Annotated in this window: 18 protein-coding genes; 9 read left to right on the top strand and 9 right to left on the bottom strand. The window is 58.9% G+C overall.

All coding sequences use genetic code 11. The annotated features are described in order from the left end of the window. Nucleotides 1-80: 80 nt before the first annotated feature. Entirely contained in the window at nt 81-293 is a 213-nt protein-coding gene (gene rpmI, locus ABIQ96_RS18275) for a 50S ribosomal protein L35 (protein WP_348216068.1), read from the bottom strand. Between the two features lie 237 nt (nt 294-530). Continuing rightward, nucleotides 531-5,081, bottom strand: coding sequence for an autotransporter-associated beta strand repeat-containing protein (locus ABIQ96_RS18270; RefSeq protein ID WP_348216067.1), 4,551 nt, complete (start codon nt 5,079-5,081; stop codon nt 531-533). Between the two features lie 151 nt (nt 5,082-5,232). On the opposite strand from ABIQ96_RS18270, the gene ABIQ96_RS18265 reads away from it, so the two are divergent. Continuing rightward, the gene (locus tag ABIQ96_RS18265) at nt 5,233-7,377 is read left to right on the top strand and encodes a UvrD-helicase domain-containing protein (protein WP_348216066.1); all 2,145 of its coding nucleotides are present in this window, start codon (nt 5,233-5,235) and stop codon (nt 7,375-7,377) included. A 13-nt stretch (nt 7,378-7,390) separates the two neighbouring features. Here ABIQ96_RS18265 and ABIQ96_RS18260 read toward each other — a convergent pair whose 3' ends face one another. From ABIQ96_RS18260 to ABIQ96_RS18250, 3 genes are all read right to left on the bottom strand, one after another. Beyond that, the gene (locus ABIQ96_RS18260) at nt 7,391-8,449 is read right to left on the bottom strand and encodes a choice-of-anchor D domain-containing protein (RefSeq protein WP_348216065.1); all 1,059 of its coding nucleotides are present in this window, start codon (nt 8,447-8,449) and stop codon (nt 7,391-7,393) included. A 64-nt stretch (nt 8,450-8,513) separates the two neighbouring features. After that, a complete protein-coding gene (gene pelA, locus ABIQ96_RS18255; protein WP_348216064.1) occupies nt 8,514-9,566 on the bottom strand; it encodes a pectate lyase in 1,053 nt (350 codons plus the stop codon). A gap of 5 nt (nt 9,567-9,571) precedes the next feature. Next, nucleotides 9,572-10,282: a DUF1080 domain-containing protein gene (locus tag ABIQ96_RS18250; protein ID WP_348216063.1), complete on the bottom strand. Its 711-nt coding sequence runs from the start codon at nt 10,280-10,282 to the stop codon at nt 9,572-9,574. Between the two features lie 181 nt (nt 10,283-10,463). Between ABIQ96_RS18250 and ABIQ96_RS18245 the strand changes: the two genes are divergently transcribed. The 6 genes from ABIQ96_RS18245 (at nt 10,464) to ABIQ96_RS18220 (ending at nt 13,785) form a co-directional block, all read left to right on the top strand. After that, a complete protein-coding gene (locus ABIQ96_RS18245) occupies nt 10,464-10,667 on the top strand; it encodes a PEP-CTERM sorting domain-containing protein (RefSeq protein WP_348216062.1) in 204 nt (67 codons plus the stop codon). A gap of 95 nt (nt 10,668-10,762) precedes the next feature. Next, nucleotides 10,763-11,332: a PEP-CTERM sorting domain-containing protein gene (locus ABIQ96_RS18240; protein WP_348216061.1), complete on the top strand. Its 570-nt coding sequence runs from the start codon at nt 10,763-10,765 to the stop codon at nt 11,330-11,332. A 189-nt stretch (nt 11,333-11,521) separates the two neighbouring features. Next, nucleotides 11,522-12,493: a hypothetical protein gene (locus ABIQ96_RS18235; protein ID WP_348216060.1), complete on the top strand. Its 972-nt coding sequence runs from the start codon at nt 11,522-11,524 to the stop codon at nt 12,491-12,493. A gap of 290 nt (nt 12,494-12,783) precedes the next feature. Then, complete coding sequence (locus ABIQ96_RS18230; protein WP_348216059.1) at nt 12,784-13,179, top strand: hypothetical protein; 396 nt, start codon at nt 12,784-12,786, stop codon at nt 13,177-13,179. 82 nt (nt 13,180-13,261) lie between these two features. Continuing rightward, nucleotides 13,262-13,486 carry an addiction module protein gene (locus ABIQ96_RS18225; RefSeq protein WP_348216058.1) on the top strand — a complete coding sequence of 75 codons (225 nt, stop codon included), beginning with the start codon at nt 13,262-13,264 and terminating at the stop codon, nt 13,484-13,486. Then, nucleotides 13,483-13,785 carry a type II toxin-antitoxin system RelE/ParE family toxin gene (locus ABIQ96_RS18220; protein WP_348216057.1) on the top strand — a complete coding sequence of 101 codons (303 nt, stop codon included), beginning with the start codon at nt 13,483-13,485 and terminating at the stop codon, nt 13,783-13,785. The genes ABIQ96_RS18225 and ABIQ96_RS18220 overlap by 4 nt, the downstream gene beginning before the upstream one ends. A gap of 50 nt (nt 13,786-13,835) precedes the next feature. On the opposite strand, the gene ABIQ96_RS18215 is transcribed toward ABIQ96_RS18220, so the two are convergent. Further along, nucleotides 13,836-15,878 (bottom strand): ATP-dependent helicase, encoded by a 2,043-nt coding sequence (locus ABIQ96_RS18215; protein WP_348216056.1) that lies wholly within the window; start codon nt 15,876-15,878, stop codon nt 13,836-13,838. 171 nt (nt 15,879-16,049) lie between these two features. Here ABIQ96_RS18215 and ABIQ96_RS18210 point away from each other — a divergent pair, with 171 nt between their 5' ends. Together ABIQ96_RS18210 and ABIQ96_RS18205 are read left to right on the top strand one after the other, a co-directional pair. Further along, entirely contained in the window at nt 16,050-17,114 is a 1,065-nt protein-coding gene (locus tag ABIQ96_RS18210; protein ID WP_348216055.1) for a TerC family protein, read from the top strand. A gap of 155 nt (nt 17,115-17,269) precedes the next feature. Further along, complete coding sequence (locus ABIQ96_RS18205) at nt 17,270-19,645, top strand: MMPL family transporter (protein ID WP_348216054.1); 2,376 nt, start codon at nt 17,270-17,272, stop codon at nt 19,643-19,645. An 8-nt stretch (nt 19,646-19,653) separates the two neighbouring features. On the opposite strand, the gene ABIQ96_RS18200 is transcribed toward ABIQ96_RS18205, so the two are convergent. From ABIQ96_RS18200 to ABIQ96_RS18190, 3 genes are all read right to left on the bottom strand, one after another. Then, nucleotides 19,654-20,052 (bottom strand): hypothetical protein, encoded by a 399-nt coding sequence (locus ABIQ96_RS18200; protein WP_348216053.1) that lies wholly within the window; start codon nt 20,050-20,052, stop codon nt 19,654-19,656. A gap of 84 nt (nt 20,053-20,136) precedes the next feature. Further along, nucleotides 20,137-20,841, bottom strand: a complete 705-nt coding sequence (locus ABIQ96_RS18195) for an ABC transporter ATP-binding protein (RefSeq protein ID WP_348216052.1) — start codon at nt 20,839-20,841, stop codon at nt 20,137-20,139. Nucleotides 20,842-20,875: 34 nt separating this feature from the next. Then, nucleotides 20,876-21,283, bottom strand: coding sequence for a GxxExxY protein (locus tag ABIQ96_RS18190; RefSeq protein WP_348216051.1), 408 nt, complete (start codon nt 21,281-21,283; stop codon nt 20,876-20,878). Between the last annotated feature and the right edge of the window lie 31 nt (nt 21,284-21,314).

Raw genomic sequence — 21,314 nt, 5'->3', positions numbered from 1 at the left:
TGTCTCCCTCGCGGGATCAGGCTGTGTAAAGGCCGTCCGATAAGCGGACGGGACTATTATTCGTTGCTGCGATTTCCAGTTTAACGGGAAAAAGGAAGATTCTCTCTGACGTTTCTAAGGTCAGCGTCGGAGACGAGTGCAGCTTGCCCAAGACGACGCTTGCGCTTGCTGTTCTTGCCTTGCAACAAGTGGCGGGCCCCTTGTTTGCGACGTAGAATTTTCCCTGTTCCAGTGACTTTGAAACGCTTGGCAACGGCTTTCCGTGTTTTTGCTTTTCCTCCGACTCTTGGCATGGGACGGGCAAACTAGGGATCGACCCCGTCTTGGCAAGGCAAAAGTGGGTTATTTCACAATGAGGGCGAGCGCGGAAAATAGGGGGATAGCGCCCGAGACCGACCTTGGAAAACGGGATGAGATCCATTTCACCGAGGCGGGTCCGCGATGGGGGGGGCGTTTGACGGGATCGCCACGAAAAGGCCCCGACCGCGCGAGGGCGGACGGGGCCGGAATTTTCGATCTCAACCGCTGCTTCAGTGAGTCACGAGCACTCGCAGGAAGCCCTTGTCAGCAACTCCGTTGGAGCCGTTAAGACTGAAAGTTTTCCAGGTGTAATCGGTGGGCAACGTGACCCCGACGGGCGGCACCGCGGTGGGAACCACGTTCACGGTTTCGCCGAAGGTGGTCAGGTTGAGGCTGCCTTCCACGATGTAGCCGTAGGCGGGATCGTCCGAAAGCGCGCTCTTCGAGGTGGCACCGGTGAAGGTTCCGGAGCCGGTGCGGACCGCGATGGTCAGCAACAGTTCCTTGAGGGCGTCCCCATCGAAGTCGCTGTCCGCCACAATCGAGTAGATCTTGGCATTGTCACCGCCGTTGTTCGGCGTGCCACCCAAAGCGAACTCGACCATGTTGGTATGGCCGTCGCCATCCGGATCGTCGCCCGGATCGCGGTCGGCCACTGGAATCGACGGATAACCGGCAATCCAAGTGCCAAAGGGCGAGGCACTGCCCACGGTGAGCACCAAGTCGCCGCCGACGACAGCGACCGTGCCGCTGAGACCGGTGAGATTGACGACGGTGTCATTGAGAGTGCCAGCGGTCTGGCCGGTGATGGTGCCGCTGGTGGTGTGGACGAGCGTGTAGCTGCCGGCCGCCGGCGTGGCGGCGGCGGTCAGGTCGAGGATATCGCCGACGGCACTCAGATCGAGCGATGCCACCTCACGGACAGCTTGAGCACCCGGCGTGGCGGCCACGGCGAGCGCATGATGAGCGCCTGCGGAAACCACCAGCGCGCCGCCGAAGTCACCGTTGCCGCCAAGGGTCGCGCCAGTAGCGACGGTCACCGTGCCGGTGGCGGCAGGGGAATCTCCGCTGACGATCAGCATTCCCGCATTCACGGCGGTAACGCCGGAGTAGGTGTTCGCACCGGCGATCGTCCAAGTGCCGGTGCCGTTCTTGGTGATGCTGGCGACCGAGGCGCCGCTAAGATCGGACAGCACGCCGCTGAACGTGTTCGCAGCGGTGGATGCGCCCTGCAGGATGATGCCGCGCGAGGTTTGCGCGGCGGCGATGGTGATGTTGCCCGCCAGCGTCAGCGAGCCGCTATCAGATTGGATGATCGAACCTCCTCCGCCGCTCGTCAATGTGATGGTACCGTTGATGGTGTTGTTGCCGCTGATATTACCGATGGCGTAGGGCACGGCGGCGCTGGTAGTGCCGTCGTTGCTGGTAATGAAGGTGACGGTGCTCGGCAGGACAATATTACCCTGCAACTGGACGCCCCCATGGCGGGTGGCGGCGGTGACAACGCTGGTGCCAAGTGCGTTGCTGTTTTGCAGGTTGAGAATCGCAGGGTTGCCGATGCTGCCGGTAGCGGTGACAGCCCCGCCGGCCGAGTTCGTCCCGGTGATGCTGAGCGTACCGCTCGTGATGTTCGTCGGACCGGAGAGGCTGTTCGTGCCGGTGAGGATGAGCGTTCCGCCGCCGACCGTGGTCGTGTCCGAGTAGGTGTTGTTGCCCGAGAGCGTCTGGGTGCTGGCACCGGCTTTGTTGAAGCCGAGTATACCCGCAGCTCCGTTGGAAAGCGTGCCGGAGAAGTTGAACGTGCCGGCGGCTGCATTGGAAAAGATCCAGCGCCCCGTGGCGGCACCGTTGGTGATGTTGCCGCCGCCGATGATACCCGCTGCGACAAAATCGCCGGTGACACCACTGGGGCGGTTGATCTGCAAAGTTCCGCCCGCGACGTTCAGGACGCCGTTGACGACACTGCCCGCGGTATTGGCGCCATCGCTGGTCACCACGAGCGTGCCCGAGCCCTGCTTGGTGAGGCCCTGCGCGGCGCCGCTCTTGATCTCGCCGACGGTTAGTGTTCCCGCGACGGTGACGGTCCGATCGCCCGTGCCGCCGAGGGTTACCACGCCGCTGCCCATGTCGAGGTTGTTGGTCCCGGCGAAAGCGAAGTCGCCGTTCCAGTTCTGGGCTGTATTCGCCGAGAGGACGACGCCCGCGGCGGTGCTGTCGAGCGTACCGCTGTTGATCGTGAGCGCGCCGCTGCCGAGAGCGGTGTTGCTGTTCAAATTGAGCGTACCGGCGGCGAGCGTAACCGCCGAGGCTGTTAGCGAGCCATTCAGCGTGAGGGTGCCGCCGTTGATCGTAGTCGCGCCCGTGTAGCTGTTGCTGTTGTTGATCGTCACGGTGCCGCTGCCATTCAGATTCATCAAGCCGGACGTGATGCCAAAGCCGGAGGTACTACCGATCGTGTAAGCATTGCTGGTGTTGGAAAAGTTCACAATACCCGGAGCGACGTCTCCCGTGATGTCCACCGTGAATCTGCTCGCGGTGTTGGTGAACTGTACTGTGTCACCGCTGATGAAGTCCGTCGGCGAGTTGTTCGGCAGCTTCCAGTTTTTCGGAGATCCCAACGTTTGGCCATCCCAAGCTTCGCTGAGTGCGCCGGTCCACGTCACCGGATTGGCGGTGACGTTCAAATACAAGGCTGTCGCCGTTGGATTGAGTGCAAAGGTCGTGTGCCCGGCGGAAGGGGTCGTCAGGTTCCACGAGCCGGAACCGACCTTAGAGCCGTAGCTGACGAGCTTGAGTGTCGTGTTATTCGGTGTCGTCGTCAGCGCATTCGGATTCGCGAGTGAGACGTCGACCACGCCGTTCAAGGTCACCACACCGGTGCCCAGGTTAGCGACCGCCACGGTCGGATTCGCGAGATTGTTAAAGTCGACCACAAAACTGGTGGCATCCGCCGTCCCAAAAGTCACACTGGGATTGTTCGTGCTTGTTAGAACGCTGTTGCCGACATTCGTGACCTTTACACCCAGAGTAGTGAAGTCCTCCACGGAAATGCTGCCAGTGGTGGAGGAACCGACAAAAGTCAGGTTGCCCGAGCTGATCGTGGACAGACCGCTGTAATTGTTAGCACCGCTGAGCGTGAGGATGTCCCCCCCCTGTTTGGTAAGGGTGCCCGTGCCGGAGATCGCATTGCCCATCGTCAACGCATCAAAACGATTCACCACCAGCGCTGCGTTGTTGGCAATCGCGGTGGTGGCGGACAGTGCGCCGGTGGAGCCACCGTTGCCGATTTGCAGCGTTCCGCCGTTAATCGTTGTCGCGCCAGTGTAAGTGTTCGAGGAGCTGAGGGTCAGCGTGCCGGCTCCCACCTTGGTCAACGCAATCACCTTCGTCGCGCCGTTGTTCAGACTCCCGGAGAGCGTGGTGCTGGTCCCGAGATTGCCGACTTCCAGGGTGGTTGTTCCGGTTGCTGTGTTGCCGCCACGGGTGATCTGGCCCAAGCTGCTGGAAAGCGAGCCGAACTTCACCGTGTAATCACCGTTGGCGGCGAGGATGGCCTCGCCGGCGAGCATGGAGTAGGAAGCGTTCTGGCTTCCCGCCACCGCGGAGTTGAACTGGGTGTTGTTAGCGCCCGCGCTATGGGTAAACGTGCCGGTGAACCCGGTATGGTCGCCGGTGATGACGATGGTGTTGGCCGTGTCATTGAGAATCGCGCCGGAGCCCGTAAGCGTGCTGGTGGTGGTCTGATTGGCGCCAGTGAAGGTCAAGGTTCCGCTGGCATTGATGGTAATGGAACCCGCGTTGAATCCGTTGGCGGTGCCAATCAACTTGCCGCCATTGATGACCGTGCCACCACTGTAGGTGTTCGCGCCCGTGAAGGTGAGGGTGCCCGCGCCGGCCTTGGTGAGACCAAAGCCAGTCCCGCTGACAATACCACCCACCGTCAGCGTATTGGCCGTCACGGTCACCTGACGGCTTGCGTTCAACGCCACCGTGCCGGTTCCCAAGTTCAGGCTGTTCGTACCAATGAAGGTGAAATCACCGTTCCAGCTTTGCGTCGTGTTGGTCATTATCAGCGCACCGCCCGGGCTATCGAGCGACCCGGCAAGGATCGTGAATGCCGCATTTCCGAGGGCATTGACGTTGCCAAGATTCAGCGTACCCGCGCCGTCCTTGATCACGTTGATGGTGCCCGAGCCGTTCCGGATCAGACTGGTGTTCACGTTCCAAGTTCCGGTGCCGGTTAGGGTCAGACCGTGTGTCACGCCACCACCGGCACCGAATTGGACATCGGAACCAAAGGTGACCGGGTTCGACGAGCTGTTCGTCCACGTGTGGTTCGGCACGGCGGCGGCACCCAAGGTCAGGATATCCGCTCCCGCAGTGCCGCCAAAAGTGAGGGCACCCGCGCCGCTGGCGACGGTGAGGTTCTGGAGTCGCAGCCCCACTGTGCCACTCGCCTCGTTGATCGTCAGCGAACCCGTCTGCGTGCCGAGGATGTTCAGGAAAAATCCGCTGCCCGCAGTGAGGCTCGCTCCGGTGCCTGTCGCAGTGTAGATCAGCGAGAGCGCCCCGCCAACGGTGCCATCCCACTGCCCGGTATCACCACTGCCGGGAACGACGTCGCCACTCCAGTTGACCGCCGCGTCCATGTTCGTACCTGCAACGCCGCCGCCATCCCACGTGCGTGTGGTCTGGGAATACGTGATGTCGGCGCACGCGCCGAGGGCGAGTAAGGGGAAGATGCTCTTGGTGAGGAGCCGGGAAGCGAATCGGGTTTTCATGGGTTTGCGCTGGGTTGGGTTTTGACGGGGAACGAGTTAAGATCCTCCAAGTTATAAACTTGTGCTGTCGGGCAGAGATTGCAAGGCCAGCGCTGGAGTTTCCCGTAAATGACTCGGACTTGGAGCTAGTCTCCAAGGATCACTGCCGATCATGAACACTGCCCGCGGATCCGCCAGCATCTACGCCTCCCCAATTCGGGTGGGACGCGAAATCCGACGTGTTTGCGATGCCGCGACATTCCCGGTATTGCCATCGCCACCCTTCCCCGCTTCCATCCGCGCGCCGATGGCTTCCTCGTTTTCTTTCGACTCCCTGAATCAAGCCCAGCGCGAAGCCGTTGGCGCTCTCGACGGCCCGGTGATGCTGCTCGCCGGCGCGGGCACGGGCAAAACCCGCACCGTCACCTGCCGGATCGCCCACATGTTGGAAAAGCGGATCCCGGCCTCCGAGATCCTCGCCGTGACCTTCACCAACAAGGCCGCCAGTGAAATGCGCGAGCGGATCGGCGGCATGGTTTCGAAAAAAGCGGCGGAAGACATGACCGTATGCACCTTCCACTCGCTCTGCGTCCGCATCCTGCGCGGTGGCATCGAGAAAATCGGTTATAAGAAGAATTTCTCCATCTGCTCGCACTCCGACCAGACCGGCATGATGAAACAGCTCCTCGTCCGCAAGGGCGGCGCGGACATCAAGGTCAAACCCGATGAAGTGCTTTCCGCCATTTCCAAGGCAAAGAATAAAGGCGTCGAACCGCAGGACATGGAGGACGATTTCTTCTCCACGCTCGCCTTCGCCTATCAGAACGAGCTCCGGGCGCAGAACGCCGTGGATTTCGACGACCTTCTCCTCCTCGGTGAAAAAATCCTGCGCGAGCATGCCGACGTCCGCGACATGTTCCGCCAGCGCTACACCCGCGTCACGGTGGACGAGTTCCAGGACACCAACGCGCTCCAGATGCAGCTTCTCCAACAGCTCGTCGGCCCGCCGAACTATCATGTCTGCGTCGTCGGCGACGACGACCAGTCGATCTACGGCTGGCGCGGCGCGGAAGTGGCGAACATCCTCCAGTTCGAGAAATTCTTCCCCGATCCGAAAATTATCCGGCTGGAGGAAAACTACCGCTCCACCCATGCCGTCCTGCACACCGCTAACAGCCTGATCAAACACAACATCGGCCGCCGCGAGAAAATCCTCCGCTCCACCCGCAAGGACGGCGATCCGGTGCGCATCGTCGCCATGCCCGGCGATGACCAGGAAGCGGAATTCATCGCCGAGGAAATCCTCGCGGAGAAAGGCGCCGTCGGCCGCGAGTGGGAGGATTTCGCCATCCTGTTCCGCACCAATGGCCAGAGCCGCAAGCTCGAACTCGCCTTCCGCGAGCGCAAGATCCCCTACCGCATGGTCGGCGCGCAAAGTTTCTACGACCGCCGCGAAGTTCGCGACGTGCTGGCCTACGCTCAATTGTTAGCCTCGCCCGAAGCCGACGTCCCGCTGCTCCGCGTCCTCAACGCGCCCAACCGTGGCATCGGCCAATCCACCGCCGTGCTCGCCACCGACTGGAGCCGCGAGCACCACGAATCCGTCTGGCAGGCGTTGTGCGATCCGAATTTCACCGACCAGTTAGGCCCCAAGGCGGCCAATGCCGTCCAAGAGTTCGTCGCCACCATCGCCGGCGCGAAAAACCGGATCGAAATCGCGAAGGAAAACCCCGCCGATGTTCTCGACTCGCTGATCAAGCAAATCGAATACATCCCGTGGATCGAGCGCGCCTGCAAAACCGACAGCGAGCGCCAGCAGCGCGGCGAAGGAATTTACAGCGTCATCGACAGCCTCCGCAAGCACCTCGAAAAAGGCCCCAAGAAGACCATCCAATCCTTCCTCGACCACAGTGCGCTCGCGTCGGAAAAAGAAGAAGATCTTGAGAAAAAGCAGGGTGCCACCCTCATCACGCTTCACGCGTCGAAGGGCCTCGAATTCCCCATCGTTTTCCTCATCGGCCTGGAGGAGGGCTTCCTTCCCCACACCCGCTCCATCGCGGAAGGCACCAAGGACGAGGAACGCCGCCTGTTATACGTCGGCATCACCCGCGCGCAGGATCAGCTTACCATGACTTACTGCGCCACCCGTATCAAATATGGACAGGAAACCGGCTGTCAGCCCAGCAGTTTCATCGGCGAGCTCGACGACGAGCATCTGCTCCACACCACCTACGACGACATCCTCGGCGCGGCCCCAAGCACCGACGAACTGGAAAATTTCTTCGGCGGTCTCAAGGGAATGCTGGACGACACCTGAAGAGGTTGCCCGATCACTTCACGCCACGACCACTCACCTTGATTTCGAATGAGGATTCGTCCGCATCATTGCTGGTGAGAAAAACCGTGGCATTCCTAACTTCCGAGGCCTTGGGTTGGAAGGCGATCTTGAAAGTCGTGGAGTCTCCAGGAGCCAGGCTTTTTTTACCGATATTCGAAAACGCGAAATCCCCTGCCTGCCCGCCGATAATCGATAGATTCAATCCCGTTAGCACCGCAGTCCCGTCATTCCGGATTCGGAAGGTCTTGGTGACCTTTCCGACACCCGTCTTCGCGGCACCGAACAACACAGTCCCTTTTTTATCCTGAAGCTCGGATGCACCTTTCGCCACCAGAATCTCGGGCGCGGCGTTGCCCACCTTGAAGTTTTTGAAATAGGCCTGGCCGGGAACGATCCATGCGCTCCACCTCCCGGCAACTCCACTCCTAGCGAACAAAAAGGCCCGAAATGTTTCCGAGGGCTTCATGTCCCAGGTGGCCAAATCCCGGGGAGCACCATATTTCCAGCCGCTGCCGACGTTCCAACTCGGCGTGATGGTTTGGGAGTTCTTGTCGTAGTGCAGGCGCAACTGGGCGGCGCCCGCGGTGGTCCGCTCTTCCCACTCGCTCACCTGAGAATTGATCACCGATATTCCCGCATCGTCAGCGTTGTTGTTCCGGTTGCGATTCAAGGCAAGTGTGAGGCCACGCGGACCATTGTTTTCACTCGGCACGATGCCAAGTCCCAGCTCCATTCCGTCGCCATTGACCGGAAACCGAATGAGATCCAGATAGGCGTCCGCTTGGACATACCAGTTCTGGCTGGGGCTGCCCTCGTTCACTTTCCACGTGAGAAACGCTGAGTTGTTGGTTGCGGGAGTTTTCACGAGAAAATCGAGCCGCGAATTTCCGTTCTCGAAGGTGCCGCCTCCGCCGGGTGAATAATACCAGTTCGAGGCGATCACCGTCTTCAGCGTGTCACCGCCCTTGAAATCCGCGAAAACAGCGGAGGAAAACGCGAGACCGGCGACGAGAATCCCGGCGAGTGCCCGTGACGGTTTTTGAATGTTCATGTTGGACATCTTGCCGCGATTAGAAATAACGGTGGATATCCCGTCAAGAGGCATCCGAAACTCTCTAACAATTCCGCTTTTTCCACTCTGGATATTCCTTCTCCAACAGCCCCTGCGGCCAGTTGCCATACCACGCGTAACCATTCCTGCGCTCATCGCCAATCTCCGCAATCGATGACTTGGGAATCCCGTCGCGGTCGCAGAAAAACGGCTTTCCGGTTTTCAAATCATAAAAGCGCGCCCACAACGGCGGTGCCGAGGCATCCTCGACCACCACACGATTCGTTCCTTTCTTCGCGGCAGGATCAGGTCGGTTCTCAATGCGGATGCCGGTGAATTTCGCCGATTCAAACCAAGCAACAGCACCATCGACGGAAGCCACGATTTCCGGACCGGGCTTTTCCAAACTCATGAGAAGCCGGGTGATGCCGACTGACTCGGAACCGCTGAATGAAGCCAGCTCGAACGCCCGCGCCGGACGCGGACTGAAATCCAACTCATCGTGCTGGGCACACCAAACAGTCGGTTTGCCATCGACGCGAATCTGGCATTTTAGGATGCAAACGATGCCCTTGTCGAAGGCTTCCCCCGCAGCCTGGCGATCCTTGACGGAGACGAAATCGTAGGCGGCGGATTTCTTGACCTCGCGGAGAAATTCCAACAGGCGGACCATCGCGCCGTCGTTGAAGGTGATGTGCCGGTGGTATTGCTTGCTCGGCGGATAGAACTGCGGCCAACCACCCGTCGGATATTGCGCTTTAAGAACGTAACCCAGCCCGCGATTGAACGAAGTGCCGTAAATTTCCTCCTTGGTCGCATTGAAACACCGGGCGAGGAAACGCAGTTCGTCGGTGGTCGCGCCGTTGTCGAAGGTCGGATGGAGATCTCCGCGCGGCCCCTGATAGATCACATCAACCGTGTCAGTGTTTTTCGGCCAGCCGCCGAGGTCGGACTGATAGGACAGAATGTTGGCGGCGATCTTTTTCGCTTCGGGCGCGGCAAACCACGCATCCGGTTTTTTCAAATACGCCGCAGCCCCGCCACCGGCAGCCAGAGCGGTTGGCGGCGAAAGCGCCATCCACGCGAAGCTGGCACGGAGGAAGAGCCGGGCGATCATGAATTTCACTTGTCGGTCTTGAGGACGATGTCCTTGAACTGGACGGTCATCGGATTGCCCGCATGAAGCTGAAGCGCGAGGACCCCGGTCTTCGCGCCGACTGCGGTCTCATCGGTGACATCGACGGATTGCTTGCCGTTGATGAAATGTTGGAGATGTCCGCCTTTCGCAATGATCACGTATTCATTCCAATCGGCAGGCTTGATCGCCGCCTGGATTTCATCGGACTTGCCGACCTCGCCGGTGACTTCGATTTTCGGTTTGTCCGGAGCATCACCTTCGTGGATGACGACCTTCTGGCCGCGCTGGGCGAGAATGCCGCGGGCCTTTTCCTCATAGAGAATGCCGCTGTAGGTCTTGCCGACCTCGAAATCCGCCTGGTAACCGGAAACGACGGAATACTCGGGCTTCACCACCTTGCTGCGGTATTGCACGCCGGAGTTTCCGAAGCCATCGGCCTTGCCGTTTTCATCGACGATCTTGTATTTGAAATGGAGCTCGAAATCGCCGACTTCGCCGCCCCAGATCAGGAAAGTGTTTTCCTTCACGGGCACCGCCTTGGTGGTCGTGCCGGTGATGGCGCCGTCCTTGACGCTCCAGAATTCCGACTGGCCTTTCCAACCGGTGAGATCCTTGCCGTTAAACAGCTTCTTTTCAGCCGCTTGAGTGAGAGTAACGCTGGCAGCCAGCGCGAGGAGTGTGGGGATGGTTTTCATGAGGAAAATCGGAAACGCAATCTGGCGGCGGATTCTTACGCCTGTCCACCTCCTTGTTTGGGGAGGAAATGCCGGCATCGGCGGCCCCTCCATTCCAGTTCACTGACTGCTGGACATTCCTCCCCTTCCCTGAAAACTGGATTTCTCTCAAACCCACTCCATCACCGAAAATCCTCCCCCCATGAAACCGACCGGAGACTTGGTCATCAAGAATCAATCGTTTCTCACCCTCTTCGGCTCCGCCACGCCCGCATCCGGACCACAAGCGAGTTGGGCCAGCAACACTCTGGCATTCTCAAGCGTTATCGTGGTTCCGGAACCTTCCGGATCGACGCTGCTGGCGATCGGGCTCGCATCGGTCGTGCTGGTGCGGAGGAGATGCTAACTGCTGGCGGGCTCTTGAAAAATCTCCTCGCCATCCGGCGAAATCACCCTAACCGTCGCCCCGTCGTAATCTCCATCAGACAGAAACATTTCATTATGAAACCCTCCCATCTGCTTCCCGTCCTGTGCGCCCTGATGACACCCGGAACAGAGGCCGCTGTTTATATCAACGATGCGGTGATTTTGGATTATCCCCCTTTTGGACAATCGTTCACTTTGAGCCAATCACCGAATGGCTTCGTCCTGGTAGAGATCAACAAGCTCTCAAACGCCTTCCAATTCGAGTTCGTCTATCGGGGCATCGCGGGATTCTACGGACTCTTCAGCGTCACGTCCGGCGAAGAACTCTCTTACCTCAACGCATCATCAAAGCCCACGCTTGGGGGTTTCGGCGCAGGCAATACGCTCACTATCGGCAGCGGTCAAAACGCCTACATCGGTTATTGGAGCCAACGCACCGGCAAGCTCGCATCCCCCACCATGGAGGCCAACGACATATTCGGCTGGGCCAAGGTTTCCGTCTCCGGCGGCGAACTCGTGGTCACTGAAAGCGCGTCCTCCGACGGAGGAATCATCGTCGGCACTCAGACTGTCCCTGAGCCATCGGGACCGGTCCTCCTGGGAATCGGACTCACGCCGTTTCTGCTGGGCCGACGGAGGAAATAGCAAAAACCTGCCGTTCTTGGATCTCGGCACTGCCATTCTCCGAAGACATCTGCTTTTCCACCACGACCGGGGAGAACCAATGGCAAAAGGGATTGCGGACAACGGCAATCGCTACCTTTGAATTTGTTCTGGCCTTCCCACGCGGCCCTACCTATCAGCAGGCAGTTGATCTAGCCACTGCTGCAAATCATGAATTCCCTGTTACCCGTGCTCGCCCTATCACTTTCCGCGGCCGCCTTGGAGGCCAATACCGTTACCGTCAGCTTTGAGGCAAAAATCGAAGGAGGCACCCAAAATCCCAGGTTCGCGGAACAGCTCAAGGCGGGGACGTTGATCACGGGAAAATACACCTTCGATCCGGAAGTGAAGGATTCTCACGACGCCGAGGAATTCGGCGAATACCGCTTCAAGGTCCCCAAATATGGAATGATCGTGAACCTCGCCAACATCCCTTTGGAGGCCGCTCCCGCCAAAGGATACTACATCGCCACCTCCAACGACTACAACGCCTCGGAAAGCAGCCCCGGATGGGACGACTACGTGGTGGGGGCCGAGGAGATTCTTTGCCCGGATCCCTGGTTGGCCGCCAACACGATGTTCATCCAGGGAACGGACTTCACCGCGACCGCCCTTCCTTCCACCGCGCTGCCTCCGAAGTTTCCCGATCTCAAGTCCTTCGACTGGTGCATCCTGTCCATCATGGGTCCGGTCCCTCTCCAGGCCAAAATCACCAAGGTGGCCATGGATGACTCGCTGTTCGTGCCGGTCGTCCGCATCCTGCCCGCGCCCGGTGATTTCCTGCAATCCCAGACCATCGAGCCGGCGATCCGCATCGACGGGGTGAAACCGGCGGATGTGACGATCGAGAAAATCTTCCTCGACGAAATAGACGTCACCGAACGCTACCTCCAAACATCCCGCTCCGGCACGTTGAAAGGAGACAATCCCGGAGCGATCTGGCAGCTCGCCCCTCCAAAGCCATCTCCGGGAGCCCACGAATTCAAGGTCAAGATCCGGTTTTCCAATGGCAACACCTCATGGGCCGCGACGAACTGGAACATCCTCCCCTCCACACTCCAAAAAAGCGGGGAACGCATCGCCACGGACCTGAACCCGGATGCGAACAGGAATCGCCCAAAGCTGCGAATGCCGCTTCGGTGAAATTTCAAGATGGCATGAGGAGGGGCTGAGGAGGGCGGCGCGGCCACCGGCCAGCGGACGAACTGCATGGGACATTAGGTGAGGTACATCCTTGGCTCTGGTGAGCGCGCCGTTGAAAAGGCGGCGTTCTTCTTCGAACATTCCGTCGTCAGCTTCGAGGATGCGACCGTTGGGAACTGGCCGTTCACGAGCCAGATCAGGAAGACGACTTTTATTCCAGTTCTGATAAGGATCGCCAGATAGAATTTACGCGTCTATTAGATGACCCAGCCCCAAGGGTCAAATCCATCATGAAACTTTCACTCATCCGCTTGCTGCCGCTGTTCCTTCTCGGAGGATGTGCCATGTTCTCCCCTCTCCATGACAAAGGAGGCAAGACCGCGGAGACGGCGGCCGATGGTTCGTCAACCTCCATCACGCATGCGCAGGCGTTGGCGATCGCCCAAGCGGAGATCGCCAAGCGGGAGGGCTGGCCGCAACACCAGCGCAGCAAGGACGGCAGCATTCACGGAGTGCTTTACAGCGTGCGACGCATCAACCACGGCGGCTATCGGGTGGAAGCGAACCGATCGACCCTTTATCCCAACCATCCCTGCGAGCTTTGCGATCCCACGCCGCCGGCGGTAATGATCATCGACCGGCAGGGCCAGGTGACCCAGTACGTCCGGGAAGAGAAATTCGATTGAAATTCGCTCACAGGCCGGCGGCATCGGGCGCGCACCTGAAGAAATTGCTCGAAAATCAAACTGTCCGAACTAGGATCACCCCATGGCAGCGGTCACGGAAATCATGGCGGATGTTCTTAAACTCCCCAGAACGGAACGCTCGTTTCTGGCTAAGAAACTCCTGGAGAGTCTCGAAACCGACGAACCCTTCAGCACGGAGGAACTGAAGATGTTCCAGAACCGCTCTGCTGAGATCCGCGAGGGACGGGTGAAGCCGTTGACTCTGGAGCAACTCCAACAGGAAGTTTCGTCCCGGATGTCATCATGACGGGATTGATCGTTCATCCCAAGGTCGCCGGGGAGGTGGCCGACGCCGCGCGGTGGTATCGCGAGATCGATCCGGAACTGGCGTTGCGCTTTCTCGATGAGATTTATAAGGCAATCCAAAAAGCACGGGAAATGCCGCTGTTGTTCCGGATCATCGAGAATCCTTACCGGCGGGTGCTCTGCGAAACCTTTCCTTATCGGATCGTGTTTGAAGTGATAGAGGAAATGCGGGCCGTTCATATTGTCTCGGTGATTCATCAACTGAGACAACCGGATCGCTGGGAAGAGGGGTTGGAGTGAAAACAAGAACGGAATGAGTTGGGCATGGCGGTTGAAACCCGCCGCCACGCTTAAAACGGCTCATCATCCGCCCATGGATCGGAGTTCCCTACCTGCCATTCTTCGACAAGGGCTGCCGGGAAATCCTCGAGGAACTGTGACGGCCGGCAAATGATGTCGCCACTGTAGGACTTGGGGTTCATCATCGGATAGGTGAGGTAGAGTTCGTCCTTGGCTCTGGTTAGGGCGACGTAGAAGAGGCGGCGTTCTTCTTCGAGCATGTCGGCGTCGTCGGCTTCGAGGATGCGGCCGTTGGGGAATTGGCCGTTCACGAGCCAGATGAGGAAGACGACTTTCCATTCGAGGCCCTTGGCCTGGTGAATGGAGGAGAGGGTGACTTTTTCGTCGTCGGGCGCGGATTGGTCGCCGGTGGGTTGGCCGTCGGTGGAGCTCATCAGCGAGAGCTGGGCGAGGAACTCGAGGATGTCGTCGAAGTTGCCGCCGTATTGGGAAAGCTGCTCGATGTCGGCGCGGCGGCTTTCCGCGTTGTCGAAGGAGGCGCTGAGGTAGTCACTGTAAACGCCTTCGAGGATGCTGAAGATCATCTGCGAGGGCCGGGCGAATTCGCCGTCGGGCGTGAGTTCGTCGAGCGTGTAACAGAGTTGCTCCCAGTGCTTGGCCGATTTTTTCGGGATCTTGAATTTGAGGAAAAGGTCGGACCATTTCGGCGGGAGGTCCTCTTTTTCGGCCCAGCCGGATTTCAACCATTCGTTCCAGAGTTTGTCCGCGGATCCGGGACCGATTCCGGGAAGAAGCGCGACCATGCGGAGGAAACTGACTTCATCGCGGCGGTTCACGACGAAGCGCATGAAGGCGGCGACGTCCTTGATGTGGGCCTGCTCGAAGAAGCGCAGGCCGCTGGTGATGGAAAAGGGAATGCCGCGGACGGTGAGTTCCATTTGGATTTCCAGGCTCTGGAAATGCGCCCGATAGAGCACGGCCATTTCCTCCAGCGGAATCCCCTCGTCGCGCAATTCCAACATGCGCTGGGCAACAAAGGCGGCCTGGCTGGACGGATCCTGCAGGGCGACCAGCGCGGGCCGCGTTCCTAACGCCTCGCGGGAGGAGCGCAGGTCTTTCTCGAAACGGCCGGTGTTCGCACTGATGGCGGCGTTTGATAGATCGAGGATCTCGGGGACGCTGCGGTAGTTGGTCTCGATGATGTGGACCTTGGAACCCGGATAACGCACGGGGAAACCGAGAATGAGCGACATGTCCGCGCCACGCCAGGAGTAGATGGATTGCGCGTCGTCGCCGACAGCCATCAGGCTGTTATTTTCGCCGGCGAGCAGGTCGATCATGCGGCCCTGGACGCAGTTGGTGTCCTGATACTCATCGACGAGGACGTGTTTGAAGCGCTTTTGATAGAGTTCGAGCACGTCGGGATGTTCATCGAAAAGGCGGACGGTGAGGACGAGCAGGTCGTCGAAATCCATCGAGTTGGTGGCCTGCTTTTTCTTGATGTAGCCCAGGCGGACTTCCTCGATTTTCTCCATCCAGTCGTAGAACTGGTCGTAGCGGGCGGCGATGACTTCCTCGAGCGTGGTGTCGGTGTTTTCGATGAGGGAGAAGATCGAGGCGAGCACGTCGGCCTTGGGGAAACGGCGTTGCTTCGTATCGATATCGAGCGAGCCGACGACGGCGTTGAGGATGGATTTCTGGTCGTCGCGATCAAGGATGGAGAAGGAGCGGGTGAAACCGAGATCCTCGGCGTGGCGGCGAAGAATGCGCGAGCCGATGGAGTGGAAGGTGCCGGCCCACAGCGCGGAAGTGTCGTGCGGGACGAGTTCCCGGACGCGCTCGGTCATTTCGCGGGACGCCTTATTCGTGAACGTGAGCAGCAGGACTTCGCGGGCATCGATGGCGTGATCGAGCAGCCAGGCCACGCGGTAGGTGAGCGTGCGGGTTTTCCCCGATCCGGCCCCGGCGATGACCAGCGCTCGACCGGGCGGCGAGGAAACGGCCGCATATTGCTCCTCATTGAGCGCCGCCTTGTAGTCGATGCCGGAAGCGTGCGCCGGAGCGGAATGGTGAAGGGTGTATTGACGGGCCATGCGCGGCCGGAGATTGGCACCGGTCCGCGGGCGGGGCAATACTCTTGAGGTGTCCGGCGAGCGGCGACGGAGGCTTCATGAAATAGGAAATCGGCGGGTTGGTGACGTGGAGTGGAAAATCGGAACCAGATTCCAATGGGCGGAGCTCCCATTTCATTTCCACACTCCGGAATGATTTGGCCGTGGGTGATTTTCATTGGATTCGTGTTCCTGATGCTGGCACTTGACCTCGGAGTGTTTCATCGGAAATCGCACGTGGTCGGCTTCAAGGAATCGCTGGGGTGGTCGGCGGTATGGATCACGCTGGGGCTCTCATTTTCGGTGCTGGTTTACGCCGCGTATGAAGGCCATTGGTTCGGGCTGGGACTGGTGCCGGATGCGGTGGACGGGCTGATGAACAACGGCAGGCTCGCGGCGATGAAGTATCTAACCGGATACGTGGTGGAGAAGTCGCTGAGCGTGGATAACATTTTCGTGATTGCGATGGTGTTCGCATCGCTGGCGGTGCCGTTGCGCTATCAGCACCGGGTGTTGTTCTGGGGAATTCTCGGGGCCCTGCTGATGCGCGGGGCCATGATCGGGATCGGTGCTTCGCTGGTGCAGCATTTCCACTGGGTGCTCTATCTGTTCGGCGGGTTCCTGATCCTCACGGCGCTGAAAATGCTGTTCATGAAGGAAAAGGAGGAACATCCGGAAAACAATCCGCTGGTCCGCTGGATCGGCAGGCGTTTTCCAATCACCAAGAACTTCCATGGCCAGCATTTCATGGTGAAAGCCGGCAGCCCTGAATCCCGCGAACCCGCGGAACCGGGTGCCCCCGCGATGGCCGACGCGGTGGTGGACGCGGCCCCTGTTGGGAAATGGCTGCTCACGCCCTCCGCGGTGGCGCTGACGCTGGTAGAAACAACCGATGTGATCTTCGCGGTCGATTCAATCCCCGCGATCTTCGCGATCACGGCGGATCCGTTCCTCGTTTTCACCAGCAACGTCTTCGCCATCCTCGGGCTGCGTTCGCTGTATTTCGCGCTGGCGGGAATGATCGCGAATTTCCGCTATCTCAAGCCCGCGCTGTCGCTGATTCTTCTGGTGGTGGGCATGAAAATGCTGAGCGCGAAATGGCTGAAACTCTGGCTCGGTGATTCGTTCAATCTCGTCATCCTCGCGGTCATTCTCGGCATTCTCGCCACCGGAGTAATCACCTCGTTGATGGTTGGGAGAAAGGAAAGCGTCAGTTGATCGATGAGGCTTGTCGGTTTTCAGTGTTCAGTTTTCAGCGGGTAATTTCACAAGTGATGCGTGGATTGCATGGCTTTCGAATTTCCGCTGTCTTCTGAACATTGAAACCCGGCAAGCTTCTTGCCGCCGCCGGAGATTCCCGCTTGATTCTCCGCATGCTGCGCCGCCTGGCCGTCCCAATCATTCTCATCGTCGCCATCCTTGCCGCATCGTCCGGCTTGTTGAGGCTGCGGTTCGACACGGACATCCTTTCGATGCTGCCCGGCGAGCTGCCGGAGGTGAAGGGACTGAAAGCCTTTCACGAAGCATTTTCCCGCAACGACGAACTGATCCTGGTCATCGATGGTGGCGAGGCCGACGCCGGCAGCCTGTCGCTGGCGGCGGAATCATTGGTGAAAAAACTCGAAGCCGACGGCGTGGTGAAACACGCCCGCTGGAAACCGCGCTGGAACGAGGAGCCGGAAGGCATCGCCGAGTTGCTCGCGTATCTCTGGCTCAATGGCGATCCAGCGGTAACACGCGCCCAAGCTAACAGACTCTCTCCGGCAAACTCCCAAGCAGCGGTGAAGGATTCACTGGCCAAGGTCGCGACCTCGATGGAGGGCATCGACATGGTGATGCTGGCCCACGACCCGTTCGGCTTTCTCAATCACCCGGCAGTCACGACGTTGATGAATTCCTCGGGTCAGGGTGGCGAAGCATTTGAGAGCGAGGACGGGCGGACACATCTGTTGTTCGCGGATTCCCCCACCCCGATCTCCAGCTATCGCGAGGCGGATGTCTGGTTGAAGAAGCTGAGGAAATCCGTCGAAGATTGGAAAAAAGGCGATGGGGCCGGACTGAAAGTTCGCCTCACCGGTGAGCCGGCGTTTTCCTCGGAAATCGGCGTCGCGATGGAAAACGATCTCAGCGGCTCGATCAGCATCACGCTGGGTCTGATAGGAATTCTGTTCTGGTGGATGCAGCGGCGCTTCAGTCTGTTACTCGGTCTCACCGGAATTCTGGTGATCGTTTTCGCAGTGGCTCTCGGCATCGCAGGCTGGCTCTATGGAGAGCTCAGCATCATGGCGCTGAGTTCGATTGAAATTCTGATAGGCCTTGCGGTGGACTACGGACTGGTGATCTGCCAGGAAGCGAAAGTCGCCGGACATGACCGCAAGGAGCTTCTGGCAGCCAGTGGCAAGCCGGTGTTTTTCGGGGCCCTGACGACGACGGTGGTTTTCCTCGCGTTGAATCTCGGCGGGCTTCCGGGAATGGCCCAACTCGGCAGCATCGTCGCCTTCGGCCTGATGGCAGCGGCCATCCTGATGCTGGTAGTTTACCTACCGTTCGTCGCGAAATTCGGAGTGAACCGCGAACCCGCGCGAGGGAGTGGAAAGATCCTGCCGCGCAGCAGGCTGTCGTGGACGATCACCGGCGGGCTTTCGCTGGCGGCCATCGTGATTCTAGCAGTTCACGGTCTGCCTGGCGCGGAGTTCAGTTCCAAAATCATGCGCCCCCGCAACAGCGAGGCGATGGAAACCTTCGAACACGTCCAGCAGGCGTTTCCGGCCTACAGCGGTGAATCGCTCGGTATCGTCGTCGAGGCGAAATCGGACGCCGCCATGTTGGAGCGCCTCGCCGAAGCCCGCCAGCGGATCGAGACCGCGAGGAAATCCGGTTTTGTCCGGCAAGCGATTCTCCCTGTCGGCTGGTGGCCCGATGCCAATCTTCAAAAAGAGAACCGCCCGGTGCTGGCAGCGCTTGCGGCCGATCGTGACCGCTTATTGCGCGAGGCCGATGCCGCCGGCTTCACCGACGAAGGATTGGCTCTCGGACGCGCGGTGTTGGAAGCCATCGCGAAACAAACCGCGGGGCAGGATTTGGTTTTCCCGCAATCCGCATCCGCCCGTGAAGTGATGCGTCTGTTCATTTCCCGCAAGGACGGTGGCGGCGGCTATCTGCTAGGATCGCTGGAACATGAGAAAGGCATCGATCCCGCGGGAGAGGACTATGAGAAATTCCGCGCTATGACCGGCGGCGGCATCTGGCTGAGCGGCTGGGGGCTTTTCAAACCGGCGATCGCGAAACTGGTCGCGGATGACATGACACGGATGCTGGTCCCGATGTTCGTCCTGCTCGTCGGCATGATGATCGCGATCTTCCGCCGTGCCGGGGACGTGGCTCTGGCCATGTTCGCAATGGCGATCAGCACCTTGCTTCTGCTCGCCATCATGAGCCTCACCGGATTGAAATGGAATTTCGTCAACCTGATGGCCACGCCTCTTCTGCTAGGAACTGGCATCGACTACGCCATCCACGTGACGCTCAGTCTCCGCCGCACGGGTGGTGATTTCAAGGACCTCTGGCAAGGCACCGGCAAGGCGCTGCTGTTCTGCGGTGCGTCGAATGTGATCGGCTTCGGATCGCTGGTTTTCTCGTCGAGTGACGCACTCGTCAGCCTGGGCACCGTCGCCGTAATCGGCATCATCCTGAGCATGGCGACATCGATTTTCCTGCTTCCCGGATGGCGTCATCGCGAGGTGGAGTAATCCTACGCTCAACCGTCGGCTCGAGTGGAGGCATCCGACTCAGGCCCCCAACTGGTAACGATATGAACCATCGCGAGCAACCCATCGTTGTCGCCTTCAAGGCCGAGTTCGCCGACACACAGCTGCCAGAATTCGGAGACCTCGATGTCGATGACCGGAAACGAGATGCCGTCCGGCAGACTCATTCCCTTGCAGGCCATCTGGAAATAAAGCGGTGACTGATCATCGTCGGTGAGGCGGTATTTCTCACTCAGATCCTTGAGCAACAATGCGTTTTGAGCCCCCTCCGTGCGCCAGATCAGCTCATGACCGATTCCAGCGGTGAAACGGTAGCCTTTCAACCAGCCAGCCAAAACCATGCGGTAGGCGACGCGTTCGAAAATGACTCGCACTTGGTCCGGACTCATTGAAAAAGGATAACTATCAGGATCGGCTTTGAAATCAAGACGCAAGCGGCTCGATTTCTTGTAGGTCTATGAAGACCCGCCAGCTCACGCGCCGAGATAGCATTCCTGCACCTTGGGATCCGCCTTGAGTTGGGCCGAGGGACCTTCGAGCAGGATTTTCCCGGTTTCCAAAACGTAGGCGTAGCTGGAGACGTCGAGCGCGAGGTTCGCATTTTGCTCAACGAGGAGAATGGTCAGTCCTTGCTCGCGGTTGATCTCGACAATGCGTTCGAAAATCGTTTTCACCAGCAAAGGCGCGATTCCGAGCGACGGCTCGTCGAGCATCAGAAATCTCGGCTTGCTCAGCAGCGCCCGACCGATGGCGAGCATCTGCTGCTCACCACCGGAGAGTGTCCCGGCAGACTGGCTCTCGCGCTCCTTGAGCCGGGGAAAAAGGCTGAAAACGTAGTCGGTCTGCGAGGAGATCCACTTCTTGTCGCGCTGGAGATATGCGCCCATTTTGAGATTTTCGTGAACCGTGAGATTAGCGAAAACCATGCGGCCTTCCGGGACGTGGCAAAGCCCGGTCTCGACAATTTTGTTAGCGGCGAGCTTTGAAATTTCCTGTCCGTCGTAGCGGATTGAACCCGTCGATTTCACCAAACCTGATAGAGCACGCAGCGTGGTCGATTTCCCGGCGCCATTGGCCCCGATCAACGTGACGATGCTGCCCTGCGGCACGTTGAGCGAAACTCCGTGAAGCGCTTTGATCGCACCGTAGGAAACATGGAGATTTTCGACTTTGAGCATGGTTGTTACGAGAAGATGGATGGCACCGCGAATCTTACGAATCCAGCGAATCTTTTGGAGAGGATTTGGTGCGGACGATTCTTTCGTATTCGAGGGTTCCTGGCTTGCCGAAGTTCACGAGTAGTCCGACTTGGAAAGAAGATGCCTTGAGATAATTGTGGACTTGCGCTCTGTGTTCGTCGGTGAGGACTCTCACGGCTTTGATCTCCATGATGATCTTGGAATGGAGGACGAAATCGGGTTCATACTTTTTGGTCAGGAGTTTCCCTTTGTAAAAGATTTCCAACTTAGGTTTCGAATCAAACGGGATGCAGCGAGCAGAGAGTTCACGTTCCAGGGCCTCTTGGTAAACATCTTCCAAAAAACCGGAACTCATTTCGTTGTAAACTTCGAAACAAGCACCTATCACAGCGAAAACCTCTTCTCGATAGATCAGGTCCATGAATCAGGTTTTCTGCTTGTAGGATTTAAGA

It is taken from the genome of Luteolibacter sp. (genome assembly GCF_039920825.1).
Classification (GTDB): Bacteria; Verrucomicrobiota; Verrucomicrobiia; order Verrucomicrobiales; family Akkermansiaceae; genus Luteolibacter.
This window is presented reverse-complemented; position numbering and strand designations above follow the sequence as displayed.